Annotated in this window: 20 protein-coding genes; 13 read left to right on the top strand and 7 right to left on the bottom strand. The window is 35.1% G+C overall.

The window, feature by feature from the left end:
* Positions 1–171: 171 nt before the first annotated feature.
* A complete protein-coding gene (locus ACGH49_RS06395) occupies positions 172–381 on the bottom strand; it encodes a transcriptional regulator (RefSeq protein WP_065608210.1) in 210 nt (69 codons plus the stop codon).
* Between the two features lie 152 nt (positions 382–533).
* Between ACGH49_RS06395 and ACGH49_RS06390 the strand changes: the two genes are divergently transcribed.
* The 8 genes from ACGH49_RS06390 (at position 534) to ACGH49_RS06355 (ending at position 8,976) form a co-directional block, all read left to right on the top strand.
* On the top strand, positions 534–1,223 hold the full coding sequence (locus ACGH49_RS06390; protein ID WP_065608211.1) for a helix-turn-helix transcriptional regulator: 690 nt from the start codon (positions 534–536) through the stop codon (positions 1,221–1,223).
* Positions 1,224–1,502: 279 nt separating this feature from the next.
* Positions 1,503–2,621: a tRNA 2-thiouridine(34) synthase MnmA gene (mnmA, locus tag ACGH49_RS06385; RefSeq protein ID WP_411588683.1), complete on the top strand. Its 1,119-nt coding sequence runs from the start codon at positions 1,503–1,505 to the stop codon at positions 2,619–2,621.
* Position 2,622: 1 nt separating this feature from the next.
* Positions 2,623–3,270: a high frequency lysogenization protein HflD gene (hflD, locus tag ACGH49_RS06380; RefSeq protein WP_411588682.1), complete on the top strand. Its 648-nt coding sequence runs from the start codon at positions 2,623–2,625 to the stop codon at positions 3,268–3,270.
* Between the two features lie 51 nt (positions 3,271–3,321).
* Positions 3,322–4,692, top strand: coding sequence for an adenylosuccinate lyase (gene purB / locus ACGH49_RS06375; protein ID WP_411588680.1), 1,371 nt, complete (start codon positions 3,322–3,324; stop codon positions 4,690–4,692).
* A 135-nt stretch (positions 4,693–4,827) separates the two neighbouring features.
* A complete protein-coding gene (gene hemC, locus ACGH49_RS06370) occupies positions 4,828–5,748 on the top strand; it encodes a hydroxymethylbilane synthase (RefSeq protein WP_411588678.1) in 921 nt (306 codons plus the stop codon).
* The gene (locus ACGH49_RS06365; RefSeq protein ID WP_411588677.1) at positions 5,745–6,488 is read left to right on the top strand and encodes a uroporphyrinogen-III synthase; all 744 of its coding nucleotides are present in this window, start codon (positions 5,745–5,747) and stop codon (positions 6,486–6,488) included. Before hemC ends, ACGH49_RS06365 begins: the two co-directional genes overlap by 4 nt.
* Before the next feature lie 99 nt (positions 6,489–6,587).
* Positions 6,588–8,066 (top strand): uroporphyrinogen-III C-methyltransferase, encoded by a 1,479-nt coding sequence (locus ACGH49_RS06360; RefSeq protein WP_411588676.1) that lies wholly within the window; start codon positions 6,588–6,590, stop codon positions 8,064–8,066.
* A gap of 10 nt (positions 8,067–8,076) precedes the next feature.
* On the top strand, positions 8,077–8,976 hold the full coding sequence (locus tag ACGH49_RS06355; RefSeq protein WP_411588674.1) for a heme biosynthesis HemY N-terminal domain-containing protein: 900 nt from the start codon (positions 8,077–8,079) through the stop codon (positions 8,974–8,976).
* 125 nt (positions 8,977–9,101) lie between these two features.
* Here the strand turns inward: ACGH49_RS06355 and ACGH49_RS06350 are convergent, their stop codons facing one another.
* A complete protein-coding gene (locus ACGH49_RS06350; protein ID WP_065608222.1) occupies positions 9,102–9,425 on the bottom strand; it encodes an AzlD domain-containing protein in 324 nt (107 codons plus the stop codon).
* Positions 9,412–10,116, bottom strand: a complete 705-nt coding sequence (locus ACGH49_RS06345; protein WP_411588673.1) for an AzlC family ABC transporter permease — start codon at positions 10,114–10,116, stop codon at positions 9,412–9,414. Before ACGH49_RS06345 ends, ACGH49_RS06350 begins: the two co-directional genes overlap by 14 nt.
* Positions 10,117–10,344: 228 nt before the next feature.
* Here ACGH49_RS06345 and gmk point away from each other — a divergent pair, with 228 nt between their 5' ends.
* Positions 10,345–10,968, top strand: a complete 624-nt coding sequence (gene gmk, locus ACGH49_RS06340) for a guanylate kinase (protein ID WP_411588672.1) — start codon at positions 10,345–10,347, stop codon at positions 10,966–10,968.
* A 58-nt stretch (positions 10,969–11,026) separates the two neighbouring features.
* Here gmk and gloA read toward each other — a convergent pair whose 3' ends face one another.
* Both gloA and ACGH49_RS06330 read right to left on the bottom strand, forming a co-directional pair.
* Entirely contained in the window at positions 11,027–11,434 is a 408-nt protein-coding gene (gene gloA / locus ACGH49_RS06335) for a lactoylglutathione lyase (RefSeq protein ID WP_411588671.1), read from the bottom strand.
* Between the two features lie 209 nt (positions 11,435–11,643).
* Positions 11,644–12,141, bottom strand: a complete 498-nt coding sequence (locus ACGH49_RS06330) for a glycine zipper 2TM domain-containing protein (protein ID WP_218058648.1) — start codon at positions 12,139–12,141, stop codon at positions 11,644–11,646.
* Between the two features lie 170 nt (positions 12,142–12,311).
* On the opposite strand from ACGH49_RS06330, the gene ACGH49_RS06325 reads away from it, so the two are divergent.
* The 4 genes from ACGH49_RS06325 to yccS all read left to right on the top strand — a co-directional run bounded on the left by ACGH49_RS06325 (position 12,312) and on the right by yccS (position 17,210).
* A complete protein-coding gene (locus ACGH49_RS06325; RefSeq protein ID WP_411588670.1) occupies positions 12,312–12,497 on the top strand; it encodes a hypothetical protein in 186 nt (61 codons plus the stop codon).
* A 22-nt stretch (positions 12,498–12,519) separates the two neighbouring features.
* The gene (locus ACGH49_RS06320) at positions 12,520–13,023 is read left to right on the top strand and encodes a hypothetical protein (protein WP_065608234.1); all 504 of its coding nucleotides are present in this window, start codon (positions 12,520–12,522) and stop codon (positions 13,021–13,023) included.
* Positions 13,024–13,120: 97 nt separating this feature from the next.
* The gene (pgm, locus tag ACGH49_RS06315) at positions 13,121–14,758 is read left to right on the top strand and encodes a phosphoglucomutase (alpha-D-glucose-1,6-bisphosphate-dependent) (RefSeq protein WP_411588668.1); all 1,638 of its coding nucleotides are present in this window, start codon (positions 13,121–13,123) and stop codon (positions 14,756–14,758) included.
* A 310-nt stretch (positions 14,759–15,068) separates the two neighbouring features.
* Positions 15,069–17,210, top strand: a complete 2,142-nt coding sequence (gene yccS, locus ACGH49_RS06310; RefSeq protein WP_411588667.1) for a YccS family putative transporter — start codon at positions 15,069–15,071, stop codon at positions 17,208–17,210.
* Positions 17,211–17,303: 93 nt separating this feature from the next.
* On the opposite strand, the gene nfo is transcribed toward yccS, so the two are convergent.
* Together nfo and yejK are read right to left on the bottom strand one after the other, a co-directional pair.
* Entirely contained in the window at positions 17,304–18,149 is an 846-nt protein-coding gene (gene nfo, locus ACGH49_RS06305; protein ID WP_411588666.1) for a deoxyribonuclease IV, read from the bottom strand.
* 42 nt (positions 18,150–18,191) lie between these two features.
* On the bottom strand, positions 18,192–19,196 hold the full coding sequence (gene yejK, locus ACGH49_RS06300) for a nucleoid-associated protein YejK (RefSeq protein WP_411588665.1): 1,005 nt from the start codon (positions 19,194–19,196) through the stop codon (positions 18,192–18,194).
* Positions 19,197–19,326 lie beyond the last annotated feature (130 nt).

The raw sequence follows: 19,326 nt of genomic DNA, 5'->3' as shown, positions 1-19,326 counted from the left end.
CTAGCGAGATTTGTTCTATTTTTTCTGGTGTCGCTGGAGTTGGTTTTTTTAGCATAGAAGAATTCCTATTATAATCGACTCCTCTCTATTAGATCAAAGAACTCGCCAAAAAGCGAGCTCTTTGTCATCAATCTGAGACGCTTATTAGCGTCTTTTTTATTTTAATTTTTCCTAGTAACGAGAAGGCCAAATTTGCTCAACAGGTACCTGTAAATAATCAGAAATAATTCGTTCATACTTAGGACAATGTCGATATAGTGCGTTTCTTAAAGTGTCAGCCTGCAAACCGCTGGCTCTAGACAATGCCCTTAAATTTCCACCTCTAATTTTAATTTCACCTACTACTCTTGACGGTGCCCAGTCTTGATCTTGCTCTCTCATTATGAGATCCTCTATTAGTTAAATTTTTGCTATTGTAAAGATTATCGGTATTACAATGTTTTAAAAGATAAGAATTTATATAGCAGAGAATAACACATAAAAAAACGAATTAAAATGATAAAAACAAAAAAACACGTGGAATAGAACAGAAAATGACTGAAAGCATAACAAAAAAACAAGATGAAAAAGAAAAAACACGAACCCTAACTGATACAGGAGTAATTAATTTTAGGAATAGATTAAGCCTAGTGTTAGAAGGTGTTTCGGGTAATGCCTTTGCTAAAAAAGTTGGCATGTCAGAGGCAGTAATACGAGATTACTTATCAGGTAAAACTTACCCATCACTAAATAGGTTAGCCACCATAGCCCAAAAATGTAATGTCCCCATTGAATGGCTAGTAACAGGAAAAGGAGAATGTCGATTGTTGTCAGAAACAGAAGTTCGAGGCTCAGTACATATTCCATTTCACCATTTAAACGATACGGTGAAATCTTACTCAAAAATCGAATCAATCCCCTTTGATATTACCTTAATAAAGCATCAAGGTTGCAACCACGAAGACTTAGTTGCTGTATGGGCTAAAGGTGATAGTATGGAGCCCACTATATCAAATCATGATATTCTTATTATTAATAAAGCGCATTGCAAACCGATCGATGGCTATTTATATGCTGTTGAATATGAAGATCAAATCAGTATTAAGCGCATTCAAAATCAAGGAGCCAATTTAGCATTACTTTGTGATAATCCTAAGTATCCAACCATTATTGGTGATAAACATGAACCCCAAGAATTTAAAATTATTGGGCATGTAGTTTACCTTTTAAAAGATCTTAACTAAACTTTCATTTAATCTTTATATTATTACAGCTTTATCAGTATTGGCTAATAAAGCTGTTTTAATCCTGTGAGTTTGCATTTTTTTCCACGAATGTTGAAACAAAAAAAATGTCAAAAAGTTTCAGTTAAACATGCCTCTTAGTAGAAAATTAATGTAAAGCTATTTTAAAAAATAAATCATTCTAACAATCGTTATCAGCATAACTTTATGCTTTTTTCGCTAGTTATGTTAAAATTAGCACAAAATTTTTTATTAATTTTACCTATTAATATAATCACTATGGCAAATATAAACACTCGAAAAAAAGTCGTTGTCGGTATGTCTGGCGGCGTTGATTCTTCTGTCTCAGCTTATTTATTACAACAACAAGGATACGATGTTGTTGGGTTATTTATGAAAAATTGGGAAGAGGATGACACAGAAGATTATTGCTCAGCCGCCGTTGACTTAGCCGATGCACAAGCAGTTTGTGACAAATTAAATATAAAATTACATACTATTAATTTTGCTGCCGAATATTGGGACAACGTATTTGAACATTTTTTATCTGAATACAAAGCAGGCCGAACGCCAAACCCAGACATTTTATGTAATAAAGAAATTAAATTTAAGGCTTTTTTAGAATATGCGGCCGAAGATCTTGGCGCAGACTTTATTGCCACAGGACATTACGTACGTAAACGTCAAACAGGTGATAAAGTAGAATTATTACGGGGGATCGACAATAACAAAGATCAAAGCTACTTTCTTTACACCCTTAGCGAAGCACAAGTAAGCCAAAGCTTATTTCCGGTTGGTGAACTCGAAAAACCAGAAGTGCGAAAAATTGCACAACAGCTTGGTTTAGCAACCGCAGCTAAAAAAGACTCAACAGGCATCTGCTTTATTGGTGAACGTAAATTTAGTGACTTTTTAGCACGATATTTACCCGCTCAAGCAGGTAACATTCGTACCGTTGATGGTGAAGTTATCGGCCAGCATCAAGGTTTAATGTATCACACATTAGGGCAACGTAAAGGGCTTGGGATTGGGGGCTTAAAACAAGCTGATGACGCACCATGGTATGTTGTTGACAAAGATCTTACCAATAACGAATTGATTGTGGCACAAGGCCATGAGCATCCAGCACTCCTTTCTGAAGAATTAATTGCTCAACAACTTCATTGGGTTGATCGTAAAGTGGTAACAAAACCATTTAGCTGTACTGTAAAAACACGTTATCGTCAACAAGATATATCCTGTCAGGTAATACCATTAGCCGATGACAAAATTAAAGTCATATTTGATAATCCTGTTGTAGCTGTTACACCAGGTCAATCTGCTGTCTTTTATAGAGATGAAGTATGTCTTGGTGGTGGTATTATAGAAGAACGAATTACAAGCAGTAAGGAAGACTAACGTGAATAATAAATACTACCATATTGCTATTGCACTTGCTGGCACAGCGCAAAGTGCAATACTGGTGTCGCAGCTTGCTAGCACAGGCATTTGTAATCTTAAGCTTTATGAACAAACAATAAAAAGCTTGTTTAAAACCTCTCCAAAAACGACGAGCGATGTTTATGATGGTATTGAAAATATTAAAATAGGATTACAAACAGTAATACAACTATTATCATCAGGGCAGAAAGAACAAGTTCAAATTATTCGTTACCTGTTTGGTACAATTGGCATTACAAGCAAATTATTAAAAAATAATGATGAATTAGATAAAATTGACCAACGATTAAAACGCATTTCAGGACTTTATCTAGACATAAATGATGAAACTATTAGTACTAATATTGATGATCTGTCCTATTCATTAGCCGGAATTTATTCTGATATCATCAGCCCAATATCAACAAAAATAAAAGTTGTTGGGAAAATCGAATTTTTACAAAACACATTGGTACAAGCAAAAGTAAGAACAGCCCTTTTGGGATGTGTTCGATCGGCTATTTTATGGTACCAAGTTGGTGGAAATCGTTTTCAGTTTCTTTTTTGCCGTAAACGCATTTGCAAAGCAGCACAAGAACTATTAGACCAAATTAATCGCGCAAACTAATTTGCACTTTATAATTGATATTTCAAATATTGTAACAACGGAGTAAAATCGATGGTATTATCTGCACTCACTGCTCTTTCACCTATTGACGGGCGTTATAGTGAAAAAACGACAGAGTTACGCACCATTTTTAGCGAATATGGTTTATTAAAATACCGCGTTCAGGTCGAAATTAGTTGGCTACAAAAATTAGCTTCACAAGCAGATATTTTAGAGGTTCCAACATTAAGTCAATCAGCTATTAATCATCTTAATCAAATTGTAGACCAATTTAGTGAGCAAGATGCACATCGTATTAAAGAAATCGAAAAAACCACTAATCACGATGTTAAAGCTGTAGAATATTTTCTAAAAGAAAAAGTAAGCACTCATGAAGAATTACACGCTATCAATGAGTTTATCCATTTTGCCTGCACATCAGAAGACATTAACAACTTATCTTATGCATTAATGCTAAAAACAGCTCGAGAAACTGTCTTAGTGCCATATTGGAATAAACTCATTGATAAAATCACCTCACAAGCTATCGCTTATCGTGATTTACCACTACTATCAAGAACACATGGTCAACCTGCTACTCCATCAACCATAGGTAAAGAGTTTGCTAATGTAGCTTACCGCTTAAAACGCCAATTACAACAACTAAAATCGGTTGAAATACTAGGTAAGATTAATGGCGCAACGGGAAATTATAATGCACATATGGTTGTTTATCCGCAAGTAAATTGGCATAAATTTAGTGAAGATTTTGTTAGCTCGCTAGGACTAAAATGGAATCCTTATACCACCCAAATTGAACCACATGACTATATTGCCGAATTCTTTGATTGTGTAGCACGTTTTAATACTATTATGATAGACTTTGATCGAGATATTTGGGGATATATTTCACTAAATCACTTTAAACAAAAAACTGTTGCTGGCGAGATCGGATCTTCAACTATGCCACACAAAGTTAATCCTATCGACTTCGAAAATTCAGAAGGCAACTTAGGGATTGCCAATGCAATTATGAACCATTTAAGTAGCAAATTACCTATTTCCCGCTGGCAACGTGATTTAACCGATTCTACAGTGTTGCGTAATCTAGGTGTAGGTATTGGTTATGCCATTATAGCTTATCAATCAACCCTAAAAGGATTAAACAAACTCGAAGTCAACCAAGAGCACTTACTTGAAGAACTTAATCGCAACTGGGAAGTATTAGCCGAGCCAATTCAAACAGTAATGCGCCGTTATGGTATCGAAAAACCTTACGAAAAATTAAAAGAATTAACTCGAGGCAAGCGAGTTGATGCAAAAGGCATGCAAGAATTTATTGACTCATTAGATCTACCCGAAAGTGAAAAAACACGGTTAAAACAGTTAACACCAGCAAACTATATAGGTTATGCCGTTAGTTTTGTTGACAATTTAGAATAAAACTTAAATTCAAATAGCCTGATACAGGTCACACTATATCAGGCAATATTGACTCTATGGTGATCACATTAATCACACCAACGTACAAGTTACGCATTAAATATAAATCACCTAAACCAAAAATAGGGAAATGAATTGAACATTCGCATTGCAACTCGTAAAAGCCCATTAGCGTTATGGCAAGCAAATTTTGTTAAACAACAAATTTTAGCTCATCACCCAAATTTGACAGTGGAATTGATTCCCATGGTAACTAAAGGTGATGTATTGCTTGACAGCCCTTTATCGAAAATTGGCGGTAAAGGTCTTTTTGTAAAACAACTAGAACAAGCAATATTAAATAACGAAGCGGATATTGCTGTCCATTCAATAAAAGACATCCCTGCTGAGTTTCCTGAAGGATTAACATTAGCCACAATTTGCAAGCGAGATGATGTACGTGATAGCTTTATTTCAAATAAATATTCAAATATAGATGAGCTACCCAATGGTGCGATAATTGGTACATCAAGTTTACGACGTCAATGTCAATTACGAGCAAAATATCCCCATTTACAAATTAAAGATCTTCGTGGCAATGTTGGCACTCGTTTAGCTAAATTGGATAATCAACAATACGATGCCATCATACTAGCCTCAGCGGGTTTAAAACGTTTAGCATTAGAAGACAGAATCAAACAATATATTGATACAAACTTAATTTTACCTGCTGTCGGACAAGGTGCTATTGGTATTGAAACTCGATCAGATGATAAGCAAATATTAGAGATTCTTTCAGTGCTTGATGACAAACATAGCCGAGTTTGTATTGAAGCAGAAAGAGCAATGAATAAAGCTTTACAAGGTGGATGTCAAGTACCTATTGCTTGTTATAGCCAATTAAATAACAATATTTTGTCATTACAAGGGCTTGTTGGACGCATTGACGGTTCTAAAATAATCAAAGTGGCATTAGAAGGCAGTATAACTGAAGCCGAAAAGTTAGGACAAGAATTAGCAAAACGCTTATTAGATCAAGGTGCGAAAACAATATTAAAGGAATTAAATGGCGGATGATTTATGTAACTAGACCCTCTCCGGAGGGTGAAATCCTTACCCAACTATTTGCTCAAGCAAACTTGCCTGTACAACATCTCCCTTTTTTTACTATTTCACAAGGCAATGACCTACTAAATTTACAACAACAACTGAATAAACTTTTACCTAACGATATTGTGATCGTTGTTTCACCACAAGTTACACACGTTATTAAAGCCTATATTGGCAATCTAATATTACCAACTAATGTTCGATATTACGCAATAGGAAAAAAGTCAGCACAACTATTTAACCAACTCACCACAACTAAAGTCAATTATCCAGAACAAGAAGACAGCGAAGGATTATTGATAAAGCTACAGCAAGAATCTGTACAAAATCATACTGTTTTAATTTTATGCGGTAATTCAGGCCGGCAATTATTAGCTCAAACACTAACAAATCGAAAAGCCAAAGTAAAATCAATAACGTGTTACTGCCGTGAGCCAATCACCTATCCGCCAAAGATATTATCTAGTAATATTGAAAATCAAATCATCATTATTACTAGTCTAGAACACTTAATCCAACTTGAATTATATAGTAATCTTAAACATAAAATGCATGCTAATCTTATAGTAACAAGCCAACGAATTTTTACAAAAGCGAAACAACTTAATTGGCAAAAAGTTCAACTAGTGAATAGTGCGAATAATCAAAAAATTTTTAACGCTGTAACCATAAATTATGCTATAACCGATAATATAGATAACCGATGATAGTTGCTGATTAAGACAATAATTAAAATTTATTTAAAACAATGTTAACTCTATGTCATAATGCAACATAAATTTCTAGAAATCTAAATGAGGTTATTTATGCCACCAAAATATTACGGTGCCAATGCAACACTTTCAACAATAAACACAACTTCGTTTAGTCAAACAACGATAACAACGGTTCAAAATGAAGCGAATAACACTATGAAAGAAGATAAAAAAAATCAAAAAAGCACTCAACCTAATCCAACAGTGGAATCTAAAGCTCAACCTAAAAACAGTAATAACGGTAACACCAATACCACAAGCAAATCACCTGTTTCAAAACTATCAATAATTGCTATAGCATTGACCGTTTGCTTAGGTGGTTTAGGTTTTTATTATGGCCAACAGGAAATTAAAAACCAAAAAAAAACCATCTCAATATTACAAACTGAACTGGCCAATTTAAAACAAACAACCAAGCAGAGTATAACAAACGATTTACAAAGTAGTATTACCGACGCAGTTAATAAACAAAACCAGCAATTCAATTCATTAGAACAGCGTATTGATCGTAAACTGAGTGATCAACAACAACTACAGCAACAATTAACAACTCAAATTAATGATTCACAAAAATTGACAGAACAAAGCTTACAAAATATCAATGAACGTTTAGCAGCAATGTCAACAAGCGATCACAATATTTGGTTAATTTCGCAAGCAAATTACTTAGTACATTTAGCTGGTCGCAAAATTTGGAATGACCAAGATTACACATCTGCACGATTACTACTAAAAAGTGCCGACGAAAGCCTAGCCCAAGCTAATGACCCTAGCCTACTACCAGCAAGACAGGCAATTAGTAAGGATATTAATTCACTTGCTCAAGTGAGCTTTACAGATACCGATGGCATTATAATAAATTTAATTGGTTTATCTGAATCGCTTACTGAATTACCTTTAGTGGGTAATTATAAAGACATCGATCTTGGCATGACCCAATATGCCGAAGATGCTACAAATTCAGCAGATACCAATGATGCTCAAATAGAAGACGCTAACGCAACAAACAATCCACAAACAAATATTAGCAATACAACTAATGGCACTAATAGTAATGTATCATCATCGGTTAACAATTGGTCTGCTAATTTATTAAGTAGCGCCAAAACTTTTATGGATAAATTTATCACCATTGAAAAACTTGATGATAAAGATACCAACTTTAAAGCTTGCTTAGAACAAGCGGGCAAAGACGAAAAACAAATTGTCAAATGCCAAATATTAAAAGCACCACTGAGTTTAGAACAGTCACTTTACTTGCGCGAAAACATCCGATTCCGATTATTGATTGCAGCGCAAGCTATACCGAGGCACCAAGAACTTATTTATCAACGTGCGTTAAACGATACCGCAATTTGGATTAATGCATATTTTGATGGTAATGCACCAAGTGTTAAAGCATTTATTAATGAACTTGAGAATTTACAAAATCAATCAATCAGCAATCAAAATGTGCCTGAAAACCTAACTAGTATTGGCGAACTTGAAAAACTAATGCAAACCCGCGTTCGCTCAATGTTGACAAAATAGGAGAATAATAATGATAAAAATACTAATTATTTTCTTAGTGCTAGTGGGTGGATTCTTTTTAGGACCATTATTACAAGGACACCAAGGTTCAGCAGTATTTGAATTTGCCAAATATCGAGTCAGCATGTCGTTTAATTCATTTATGATCCTTGAATTAATTGGTCTACTGTGCCTTTATTTAATCTATTGTTTATTAAATAAAATTTTCAATTCTAAAACAGCATTAGGCAATTGGCTACGCTTAAAGTCACCAAAAAAATCGATAAAACGTATTGAACAAGCGCAAATGTTATTGCTTGAAGGTGATTATAAGCAAGCTGCTAAACTATTTATAAAAAGTGCCAAAGGGGCAAAAAATACTACTTTATCGTATTTACTTGCGGCACAAGCTCAAATTGATAATGATGAATTACTCCCTGCTAATCAGTCGCTAGAACAAGCTGCTAAAAGTTGCCAACCTAACGAATTATTTGCCTTTCAGCTAGTACAAATTAGATTGCAACTAAAAAACCACGAATACACAACTGCACGCATCACATTAGACCAGCTACTAAACGAAAAGCCTCGCAATGCTGAAGTACTTAGATTAGCAGATCAACTTCATTATGAAATGGATGATTATCAAGCGATTATTGACCTATTGCCTGCAATGTACAAAGCTAAAGTGTACAGCGAGTCACAACTAGATCAATTTAAACAAGCAGCCTATATTGGTCGAATTAAGCAATTATCGACTAATAGTGATGCACAAACACTAGTAAGATGGTGGAATGAACAACCAAGAGCCATTTTAAATAATATGGCTTATCAAAAAGCGATGGTCAATTATCTAACTCAACTAGGACAAGACAGCGAAGCTGAAAAGATATTAAAATCGATTAGTAAACTTGAACAAAAAGAAAGAACATAAAAAAGAATATAACAAGAAAAACAGGGTAATTGCCCTGTTTTTGTTTGAACTCACAATAATGATTATCAACCAATTAGCCAGCCATTAACAATAATGATTAAAATTCAGTTATTGATTGATACAAATCAAATCATAAAATAGCGAATTAACGCCATAAAGCACATACCAGTAACCACAACACACATCAGATTCTTAGTCAAAAAGGCAACAATTACGGTTGGAATTGTCGCTAAGCAATATTCCATATTAAAATTTGGAAAATGTCCCTCCTTTGCCACAAATAAATTTTGCACAAATAGCGCTGTTAAAATACATAAAGGTACATATGACAAGAATTGAGTCACAACATTAGGTAACTGAAATTTGCGAACTAATATAAATGGAATCACTCTTGGCAACCAAGTTACTAACCCGCAACCTAAAATAATTAATAAACTATAAGTTGTCATGCTTTTTCTCCATTGCTATACCCATAAAACAACCGCCAAACGTACTGATTAAAATAGCCATTTCAGGTGACACAAAACGCATTAAGAAAATTAACAAAACAGTAACGGTTAACATGGCTAAAAGCCGATTTTTAAGACTTTTGCTATTATCGCTAATCAATTGCAAATAGAGCAAACCAATAAACATGGCGACTAGAGCATAATCTAGACCAAATTGTGTAGGATCAGGCAACCACTCTCCGATTAAAGCACCAATAAAACAAGACAAAATCCAAGTAATATAAGCCGTTAAATTAAGGCCATGCATCCAAGCAGCATTAACTGGCACTTTATTTGTAATCGCATTTATTGCCACAGCAAAACTCTCGTCGGTCAATAAGCTACCGATACCAATATTATTTAACAACGAAATTTTTCGAAAAGTGGGTGCGGTTGCCATACCCATCAAAAAATGACGTGAATTAACTAAAAAAACGGTAAAAATAATAGCCGAAATAGGTGTAGCTACTATCATTAATCCAGCAATAATAAACTGCGCAGCGCCTGCATAAACAATAATAGCCAGTAATGTAATTTCGAGTACCGATAAATTTGCCGATTTACCCACAACACCAGCAGCAATACCAATACCGATATACCCCAATAGTGTTGGGATACAAGCATAAACTCCATCTTTAAATGATAATGGCATAGATATTCCTTAATAATAACAATATGCTATAGATTAATATTGCCTATATTGCAAATACATATTAAAACTGACTATTTAAATCTATTTTGACTAAAAACCAAACACCAATTTAAATAACTTAATTTGCAATAAGCCACAATATATTGCCGAATTTTGCTATAATATCGCTTAACTAATATTGATGACAATCAAAATAACTTAATAACAATTAACGTGACAAATATATCTATGTATACAGGAACTCTATTTATCATTTCTGCACCAAGTGGTGCAGGCAAATCAAGCCTGATCCAAGCTTATCTAGCTCAAAAAAACCAACATCAAGCTAAAGTATCAATTTCGCATACTACGCGCGATCCCCGCCCAGGAGAAGAATATGGTGAACATTATTACTTTGTGGATCACAAACACTTTGAATCCTTAATTGATCAGCAAGCATTTGTCGAATATGCCAACGTATTTGACCACTATTACGGCACATCTAAAGCCGAAATAGAACAAAGCCTATCGCAAGGAATTAATGTTTTTCTAGATATTGATTGGCAAGGCGCAAGACATGTACGCGAAAAAATGCCAAAAGCAAAAAGCATATTTATACTACCACCTTCGCTCAAAGAGCTTGAAAACCGCCTAGTTAAACGTGGGCAAGACGACAACCATGTGATTGCCAAAAGAATGCAAAAAGCCCGAGCTGAAATTTCGCATTATAACGAATATGATTATGTTATTATTAACGATGATTTTGACATCTCATTAAACGCCTTAAGTGCTATTATTACCACTGCCAGCCTTGAGCAATCAAAACAAGCTATTACCAATAAGCAATTATTAGTAGATTTGCTAGAGGAATAGTTCGAAATAAGATACAAAAAATATCGCCTAAAAACGGCGATATTTTTTATGGAATAAATTAATTACCTAACGCTTTATCAGCCTGATCGTTTTGAATCAACTCTAATTTATAGCCATCAGGATCTTCAACAAAAGCAATAATGGTTGAGCCACCTTTTACAGGCCCTGCTTCACGCGTTACCTTGCCTCCAGCTTGTTTGACGTCATTACACATTTTAGCAACATCATCAACACCAATAGCGATATGACCAAACGCCGAACCATGATCGTATTTATCAGTACCCCAATTATAAGTTAACTCAATAACTGAGCTGGTTGTTTCATCACCATAACCAACAAATGCTAGTGAATATTTATATTCAGAGTTTTCACTAATTCTTAACACTCGCATTCCCATTACACGAGTATAAAAATCGATTGAACGCTGTAAATCGCCAACTCGAATCATAGTATGTAATATACGCATTACTTTGTTGTTCCTTATACGATTAATAATTTGTTTGAGCTTATATGTTAGCATTCAGACAGGCAAACTTCTGTGAAAGATTCATTGATTAGATAAAAAACAATAATTAATTTAATCAAGTTATTTGCTAAAATAATCCGCTCACCATTGAGATGAGCGAAAATTAATAATAAATAGTAACAACAATACACCCAAACTAAAATTAAGTATTATTTTCTAACAGCGTTACTATAACGTGGTGATGCATTAATCTGCTTACCATTAGTGACTAAACGAACAGGTTGACCAACATAGAAATCATTAACCGAACCTTTTTGTACAAGAACAATATTAGAGCCATTTTCTTGCTTAATTTCTAGCTCAACAGCACTGGCCTGACTAGTTTTATCTTGAATAGCATCGCCTAAAATCGCGCCACCAATTGCACCAGTTGCAACGGCTAACACACGACCTGTACCGTTACCAATAGTATTCCCCAAAACTCCACCTATAACAGCACCGCCTAGGCTACCTGCTACATTTTCGCTTTTACCATTTGACGCATTAGCTTGAATTTTAACAGAGCGTACTGAAACAACGGTACCATAACTTACTTGCTGAACTTGTTTTGCTTGATCTGCTGTATAGACATTGCCAGAATAAAGATCACTATTGCTACATCCTGATAGAATGGTAGCTAAAACAGTTAATGTGACGATTTTTTTCATAATTTATTCCCCATATAATATATCGCATAAGCTTTTTATACACTATTTAGAATAGTATCATTTAAAAAAAACGACAACACCATTTTCATTATTTTATTAATAGTTGATACAATTTATGCTTAAGTTGAGTTATACTCAGCACAAAAATTTATCAAGCATCCAATAAATATATGAAACGGTTATTTTTTCAATTAATATTATCAGTTATGATAACAGCCTGTCATGATGCAAATCAAGCACCTAAAACAATCGATAATACTGTCTTTGAACAGTCATCGAATGATTGTTTTGATAACAAACCAGCTCATGATTCGCATTTAGGCAAAACTCCTGTTTTAGGATGTCCCGTGAAATAATTTAATAGGCACATGTAACATAATGAAAACTATCGAAATCGACGAAGAATTATACCAATTTCTTGCTGGTCAAACTAAGCATATTGGTGAAGATGCATCGAGTATATTACGACGTTTATTGAATATAAGCCAGTCTACGTTGATAAAAAAACAGACTATTACACAAAAAGAGAATCATTATCCTCTTTTTAATGACTTATTAACTAGCGACGCTTTTACCAACGAAAAATCCATTATTAGTCGCTTTATATTACTGCTTAGTGCGCTATATAACTATAATCCAGCACTATTTGCCATTGCCGCAACATCCTTACATGGGAGCAAACGAAAATATTTAGCCAAAGATAAACAATTACTAGAAACATCAGGCAAAAACACTAAACCCCGCGAAATCATTGGCACACCTTATTGGGTTATCAGCAACACTAATACCGCTAGAAAATTATACATTATAGAATCAATAATGAGTGACATGGGCATATCCGAAACCATGATAAACCAAGTTACCAATGCTTTTTTACCTTAATGGGTTAAATAATAATAAAGTTAAAAACGTGATATTAACTTAACTGGCTCACGTTTTTAGTGATATAAAATATTACGTTATGAAAGAGGAGTAAAAAATGGCCAAGCAAACCCGCGCAGGAATGTTAGCTCAATCATCGGATCTTATCAACGTTGAAACACTACGCAATAATTATTACCAAATCCAACCTGATACGGATAATGCTAGCCAATTAGTCATTTTTGGTACATCAGGTCATCGCGGAAACTCAAACAAAGGCACATTTAATGAAGCACATATATTAGCCGTTGCTCAAGCGATTGCCGAATACCGTAAAGCTAATAACATTGCAGGCCCTTGCTTTATTGGTCAAGACACACATGCTTTATCAGAACTTGCCTTAAAATCAGTGCTTGAAGTTTTTGTCGCCAATGAGCAAACTGTGGTTATGGCTCGTGATTGGGGCTATACGCCAACGCCAGTCATTTCGCATGCCATTTTAACTTACAATCAAAATAAACAATCACAGCTATCAGACGGCATTGTTATCACTCCATCGCATAATCCACCAGAAGATGGAGGAATAAAATACAACCCAACCAATGGAGGACCTGCGGATACTGACATCACCAAACAAATTGAAAACCGCGCCAATGAATTACTAAAAAACAAACTCAATGGTGTAAAACGTGTCACCTTAGACAAGGCTCTAAATTCAAATTACATCCACACCAAAGAATACGAAACCGACTATATCAACGATCTTGAAAACATTTTAGATCTCTCCCTTATCAAATCATCATCGCTCAAAATCGGTGTTGACCCATTGGGTGGTGCTGGTATTACCTATTGGTCACGCATTGCCGAAAAGTATGGCATCAATCTTAATATTGTTAATAACAAAGTCGATCCAACTTTCAGCTTTATGCATCTAGATCATGACGAAGTTATTCGTATGGACTGCTCAAGCCGTTGGGCTATGGCTGGGTTATTAAAATTAAAAGACCAATTTGATTTAGCCTTTGGTAATGATACCGACTTTGATCGTCATGGCATTGTGACACCAAAAGGGCTAATGAACCCAAATGCCTACCTTTCAACCTGTGTTAATTACTTGTTCCAAAACCGTCCACAATGGCACAAAGATATTGCTATTGGTAAAACATTAGTCACAAGCTCAATGATCGACCGAGTTGCAAATAGCTTAAACAAACAGTACTTAGAATACCCAGTTGGTTTTAAATGGTATGCCGATGGGCTTTACAATGGTAAACTTGGATTTGCTGGCGAAGAGAGCGCAGGCGCATCGTTTTTAAGAACGAACGGTAAAGTATGGTCTACCGACAAAGATGGCATTATTTTATGTCTGCTTGCTGCCGAAATGACGGCTAAACTAGACAAAAATCCACAAGAACAGTACCAAGAACTTGAAGATAAATTTGGTATTTCTTATTATGGACGAATCCAAGCGCCAGCCTCGTTTAGTGAAAAACAAAAACTAGCCAAACTTGATGCCAGCCAACTAACCACCGACAACTTAGCAGGTGAAAAAATCACTCAATGTTTAACCACTGCACCAGCTAACAATGCTGCAATTGGTGGGCTTAAAGTAATAACCAAAAACGGCTGGTTTGCTGCTCGCCCATCAGGAACAGAAGATGCTTACAAAATTTATGCAGAAAGCTTTATAAGCAACGAACATTTAAATACACTCCAACAAGAAGCCCAAGAAATTGTGGCAAAAGCGATTAAATAAACAAGTAAAAGGCCACAAAAACGGCGACCCCATGGTTGCTGTTTTTTATACAAAATTTCTCCCTTCACCTCGCCAAGTATCCTTATTTACGTGCTAACTTCACTTAAATATTAGTACATTCTGACACCATAAAAAAGCAAACATATTAACCTTACAGTGTTATCGAAGCTTATTTTCCCATAAAAATTCTTTATATATTACATTGATTTTATTCTTAAAAAATAAACAACATTCTCAATCTCTTCCCCAAATTCATACAATATAGTATTCTAATAACCATCATTTGAACTCACACAAAATCCAATACACCGTGAACGCATTTATTTTGTCTTTACGTAAAGTCTTTTACAGCAGTAATCTTCTTTTTAGTCTTCGGATGTTAATTAGTTTAACTGGTTCGACTTTGGTTCCGTGGTATTTTGGGTATACTTCGCTAGTTATTCCTCTTACGCTTGGTGTTGTGGCAGCAGGCTTGACCGAAATCGATACTCGTCTATTAAGCCGTTGTATTAATTTAATTCTTACATTGATTTGTTTTACTATTGCCACTTTTTCAGTCGAGTTGTTATTTGATTATCCTGCATTTTTTATTATTGGTTTGGTTTCTTCAACATTTATTTTTACCATGCTTGGTTCGCTTGGCCAACGTTACGGTGTGATTGCGTTTGGATCACTTTTAATTGCTGCCTATACTATGCTTGGGCATAATTTGTTTATCGATAATTACACCTTACCCTGTTTTTTGCTGTTAGGTGCGCTTTGGTATAATGTTGTTTCGTTAATTGAATCGATCATCCAACCCATTCGCACAACCCAACAATCGCTTTCACAGTGTTTTATTGATTTAGCACAATATCTTGACGCTAAGGCAGCGATGTTTGATCCCGATGAGTCTGACGGGTTTAAAAAACAAACTTTGCAATTAAACAATAGTAATAATCAACTCATTAGTGCTTTTAATAATACAAAACGTTCACTATTTAATCGTTTAAAAAGCTATCGTGGACAAGCTTATATTAGAAAGTTACTAAGCTATTATTTTGTCGCGCAAGATATTCATGAACGAGCAAGTTCAGCGCATGGGCATTATCAAGCGCTTAGTGTGCATTTTAAACATAGTGATATTTTATTTAGATTTGCTCGTATTTTAAATTTGCAAGCGAAAGCTTGTGCGCAATTGGCAATGACAATTAAGTTAAATCAAACTTATCAACATGATCCGCTGTTTTCACGTTATTTTTCGTATCTTGAAGAAGCTATTAATCAATATCATGCTAGTCATAAAAGCGATATGCTGATGATTAAAGCGCTTAGGAGTTTACATCAGAATTTGCTTTCTATCGATCTATTACTTGCTAATATTGATACCGAGCAACATTTGCCAAAAGCAGAAGAAGATAATCAGTTAATCGATGAAGAACTAACCAGTTTTTATGCTATTTTTGCCAAGATTAGAAATAATTTAACCATAAAATCAGCACTATTTCGTCATGCAATTCGCATGTGTGTGGTATTTTTTGTTGGTTATATGGTGATTCATTTTTCTGATTTGCAACATGGATATTGGATTATTTTAACCAGTTTGTTTGTGTGCCAACCTAACTATTCAACTACAAAATATCGGTTAAAATTACGGGTAATCGGTACCATTCTAGGGATTATTGTGGGTGTTCCGTTGACGTTTTTATTTCCAAGTGTTCCTGAGCAGTTGGTGTTGATTATTATCACTGGTTGGCTGTTTTTTCTATTTAAGAATTCACAATATGCTTATGCTACTGCGTTTATTACGTTATTGGTGTTTTTTAGTTTCAGTCTAATTGGCGAAAGTAGTATTGAAGTTGCGGTCGCGCGCATTATTGCGACATTAATTGGTTGTTTTATTGCATGGTTTGCTGTGAGCTTTATTTGGCCTGACTGGAAGTTTAGAAATCTACCTAAATTAGTGGATCGTGTTTGCCATGACGATAGTCATTACTTAGCTTTAATAGGTCGTCAATATTTAACAGGCAAATCTAATGATGTAATGTATCGTTTAGCAAGGCATGCGGCGCATGATAGTAATGCGGATTTATCGTCATTAATTAGTTTAATGACTAAAGAGCCGCATATGAATCCAGTTGTTATCGATCAGGGATTTCGGTTGTTAACGCTTAATCATACGTTGATTAGTTATCTTTCGACTTTAGGTGCACACCGAGATAAACCTATTTCTAAACAGATGTTTGAATTATTTGATGATTTGTCGGTCTACATTATTAATCTTTTAAACGTTAAAAAGATCGACGGTGAATACCAAGCTATTAAAAAATCCGTTACCGATTATATCGAAACAATTTCGGCTGTTTCAATTGATGATGATAAAACGAATAATGATCTGTTAGTTATGCAACAATTGGCTTTGATTTTGGATATTTTGCCGGAAATAATTGAACTTGCTGCGCAATTGGAATAATGAAACATGTTTAAACATTTATGCAATGTTTAACCTAGTTTGTGGGTAAACATTACCCACTTTGTTTATAGCCAAATAAAAAAAATAATAATTTTATGCAGTTACCTTCTCCTTTAACCAGCTTATTTCTTGTGCCCAAATATCGGGATCAATGGTTTCTAAGATAAGAGGAATTTCGTCAATTCTTGGATCTTGCATAATATATTTAAATGCTACTTCACCAATATTGCCTTTGCCTAAACTGTGATGGCGATCGACATGGCTAGCAAATTCGCTTTTAGCATCGTTTAAGTGCATACCTCGTAAGTATTGAAAACCGACTATTTTTTCGAACTCAGCAAAAGTTTCTTGACAAGCTTGTTCGGTACGTAAATCGTAACCAGCGGCAAAAGCGTGGCAAGTGTCAATGCAAACTCCAACTCGGCTTTTGTCTTCGACTTGGTCAATGATTTGCGCAAGATGTTCAAATTTATAGCCTAAGTTAGAGCCTTGTCCAGCCGTATTTTCGATAACAGCAACCACATTTTGTGTTTTGTCGAGCGTAATGTTAATCGATTCGGCAATTCGTGCTAGGCATTCATCAACCGATATTTGTTTTAGATCACTTCCGGGGTGAAAATTGAGTAATATTAAACCTAATTGTTCACAACGTTGCATTTCGTCTAAAAAAGCAGTACGTGATTTTTCAAGCTGTTCACTATTGGGGTGTCCTAAATTAATAAGGTAACTATCGTGTGGCAAAATTTGTTTGCTGGTAAAGCCATATTTTTCGCAGCGTTTTTTAAAGCTGTCGATGGTGGCTGTTTCAAGCGGTTTGGCGTGCCATTGTCGTTGATTTTTGGTGAATAACGCAAATGCGGTTGCGCCAATTTGATAGGCATTTATCGGGGCGTTATCTACCCCACCTGCTGCACTTACATGTGCACCAATGTATTTCATTTTTTGTCCTAATAACGTTGTTAGTTTATGATTAGCGGATAATTAGTTTGAGCCGCTATTACGTTGTAGCTGATCACGCAAATTAGGCGGTACACCTTTAATAATCAGTGAGTCAGTCTGTGGATCCCATTTTATACGTTCACCTAACAAATTTGAATCGAAACTTAAGGTTAATCCCCCACCGCTGCCCGAGAATTTTTTAAGTTGGCGCAAAGCACTACGATCAACGGGGAAAGTATCTTCTAAATCGTATTCACTATTTTTGACAAATTCAATAAAGTTGTTATCGTCACTTGTTGGAAGTTCGTTGGCTAGATTTTTTAGTTCAATTTCTTCACCAGCTTGTAATTGAGCTTGACAGTAATTGTAGACACTTTCACGTGCGTTGGTTTTGTCTTGTTTGTCAAATTGCATTTCTTGGCAGTAATCATCTACCGCTTTAACCAGTGTTTTGTTTTGTGCTTTCGCATCTAATCCTTCATTAGCACCTAGGTAGTCCATAAAAAAGTCAGATACTTTTCGCCCTACTCTTCCTTTTAAAAAGGTTAAATATCGTTTTGAGTCGGCTTGGGTTTCCCATTCGGTCATGTCTATACGGGCAATAATATCGGCATGGTCAATGTCTAGATATTGCGTTTCGCTAATATCTAAGTCTTCATTAACTAACATACTTAAACAACTATTTAACACCGCAATAATTAAGTATTCAACCGCCAAATAACGATATTGGCAAAACACCACCGTTCCTCCTTCTGCAAAAGGATATTTGGCAAGTTCGTTGCGTAGTTGTTTGGTTGATTCTTGGCTAAAATGTAAAAAATCTTGATTGCCTAGCCGTAGTTCTTTTAGTGATTGTTCAAATAAGCTTTCGCTATTAAATAATCCATAGGCTTTGCTTTTGTTATTATAGATGCGATTGATATCTTCAATTAGATTAACAACCGCTTGCTCGTTGTTGAGCATTGAGTCACGAAGTTGTAATTCAATTTCAGTGTCGCTTTTTCTAATTAATTTATGCAGTATGATCTTTTCTATTTGTACGCTCATTGGTGAGGTTCCTATTGGATCGCTATAATCATTAAGGACATTATTTTATCAAAGCGCTGAAAAAGTGCTATTAACAATTTGCCAGTCTGTTAAACTAGCACCGTTAAATTGCATAAAATCTATACTGAAA

It is taken from the genome of Gilliamella sp. BG7, from assembly GCF_046635565.1.
Taxonomy (GTDB): domain Bacteria; phylum Pseudomonadota; class Gammaproteobacteria; order Enterobacterales; family Orbaceae; genus Gilliamella; species Gilliamella apicola_P.
The sequence above is the reverse complement of the archived record's forward strand: the minus strand, read 5'-3'. Positions and strand labels throughout refer to the sequence as shown.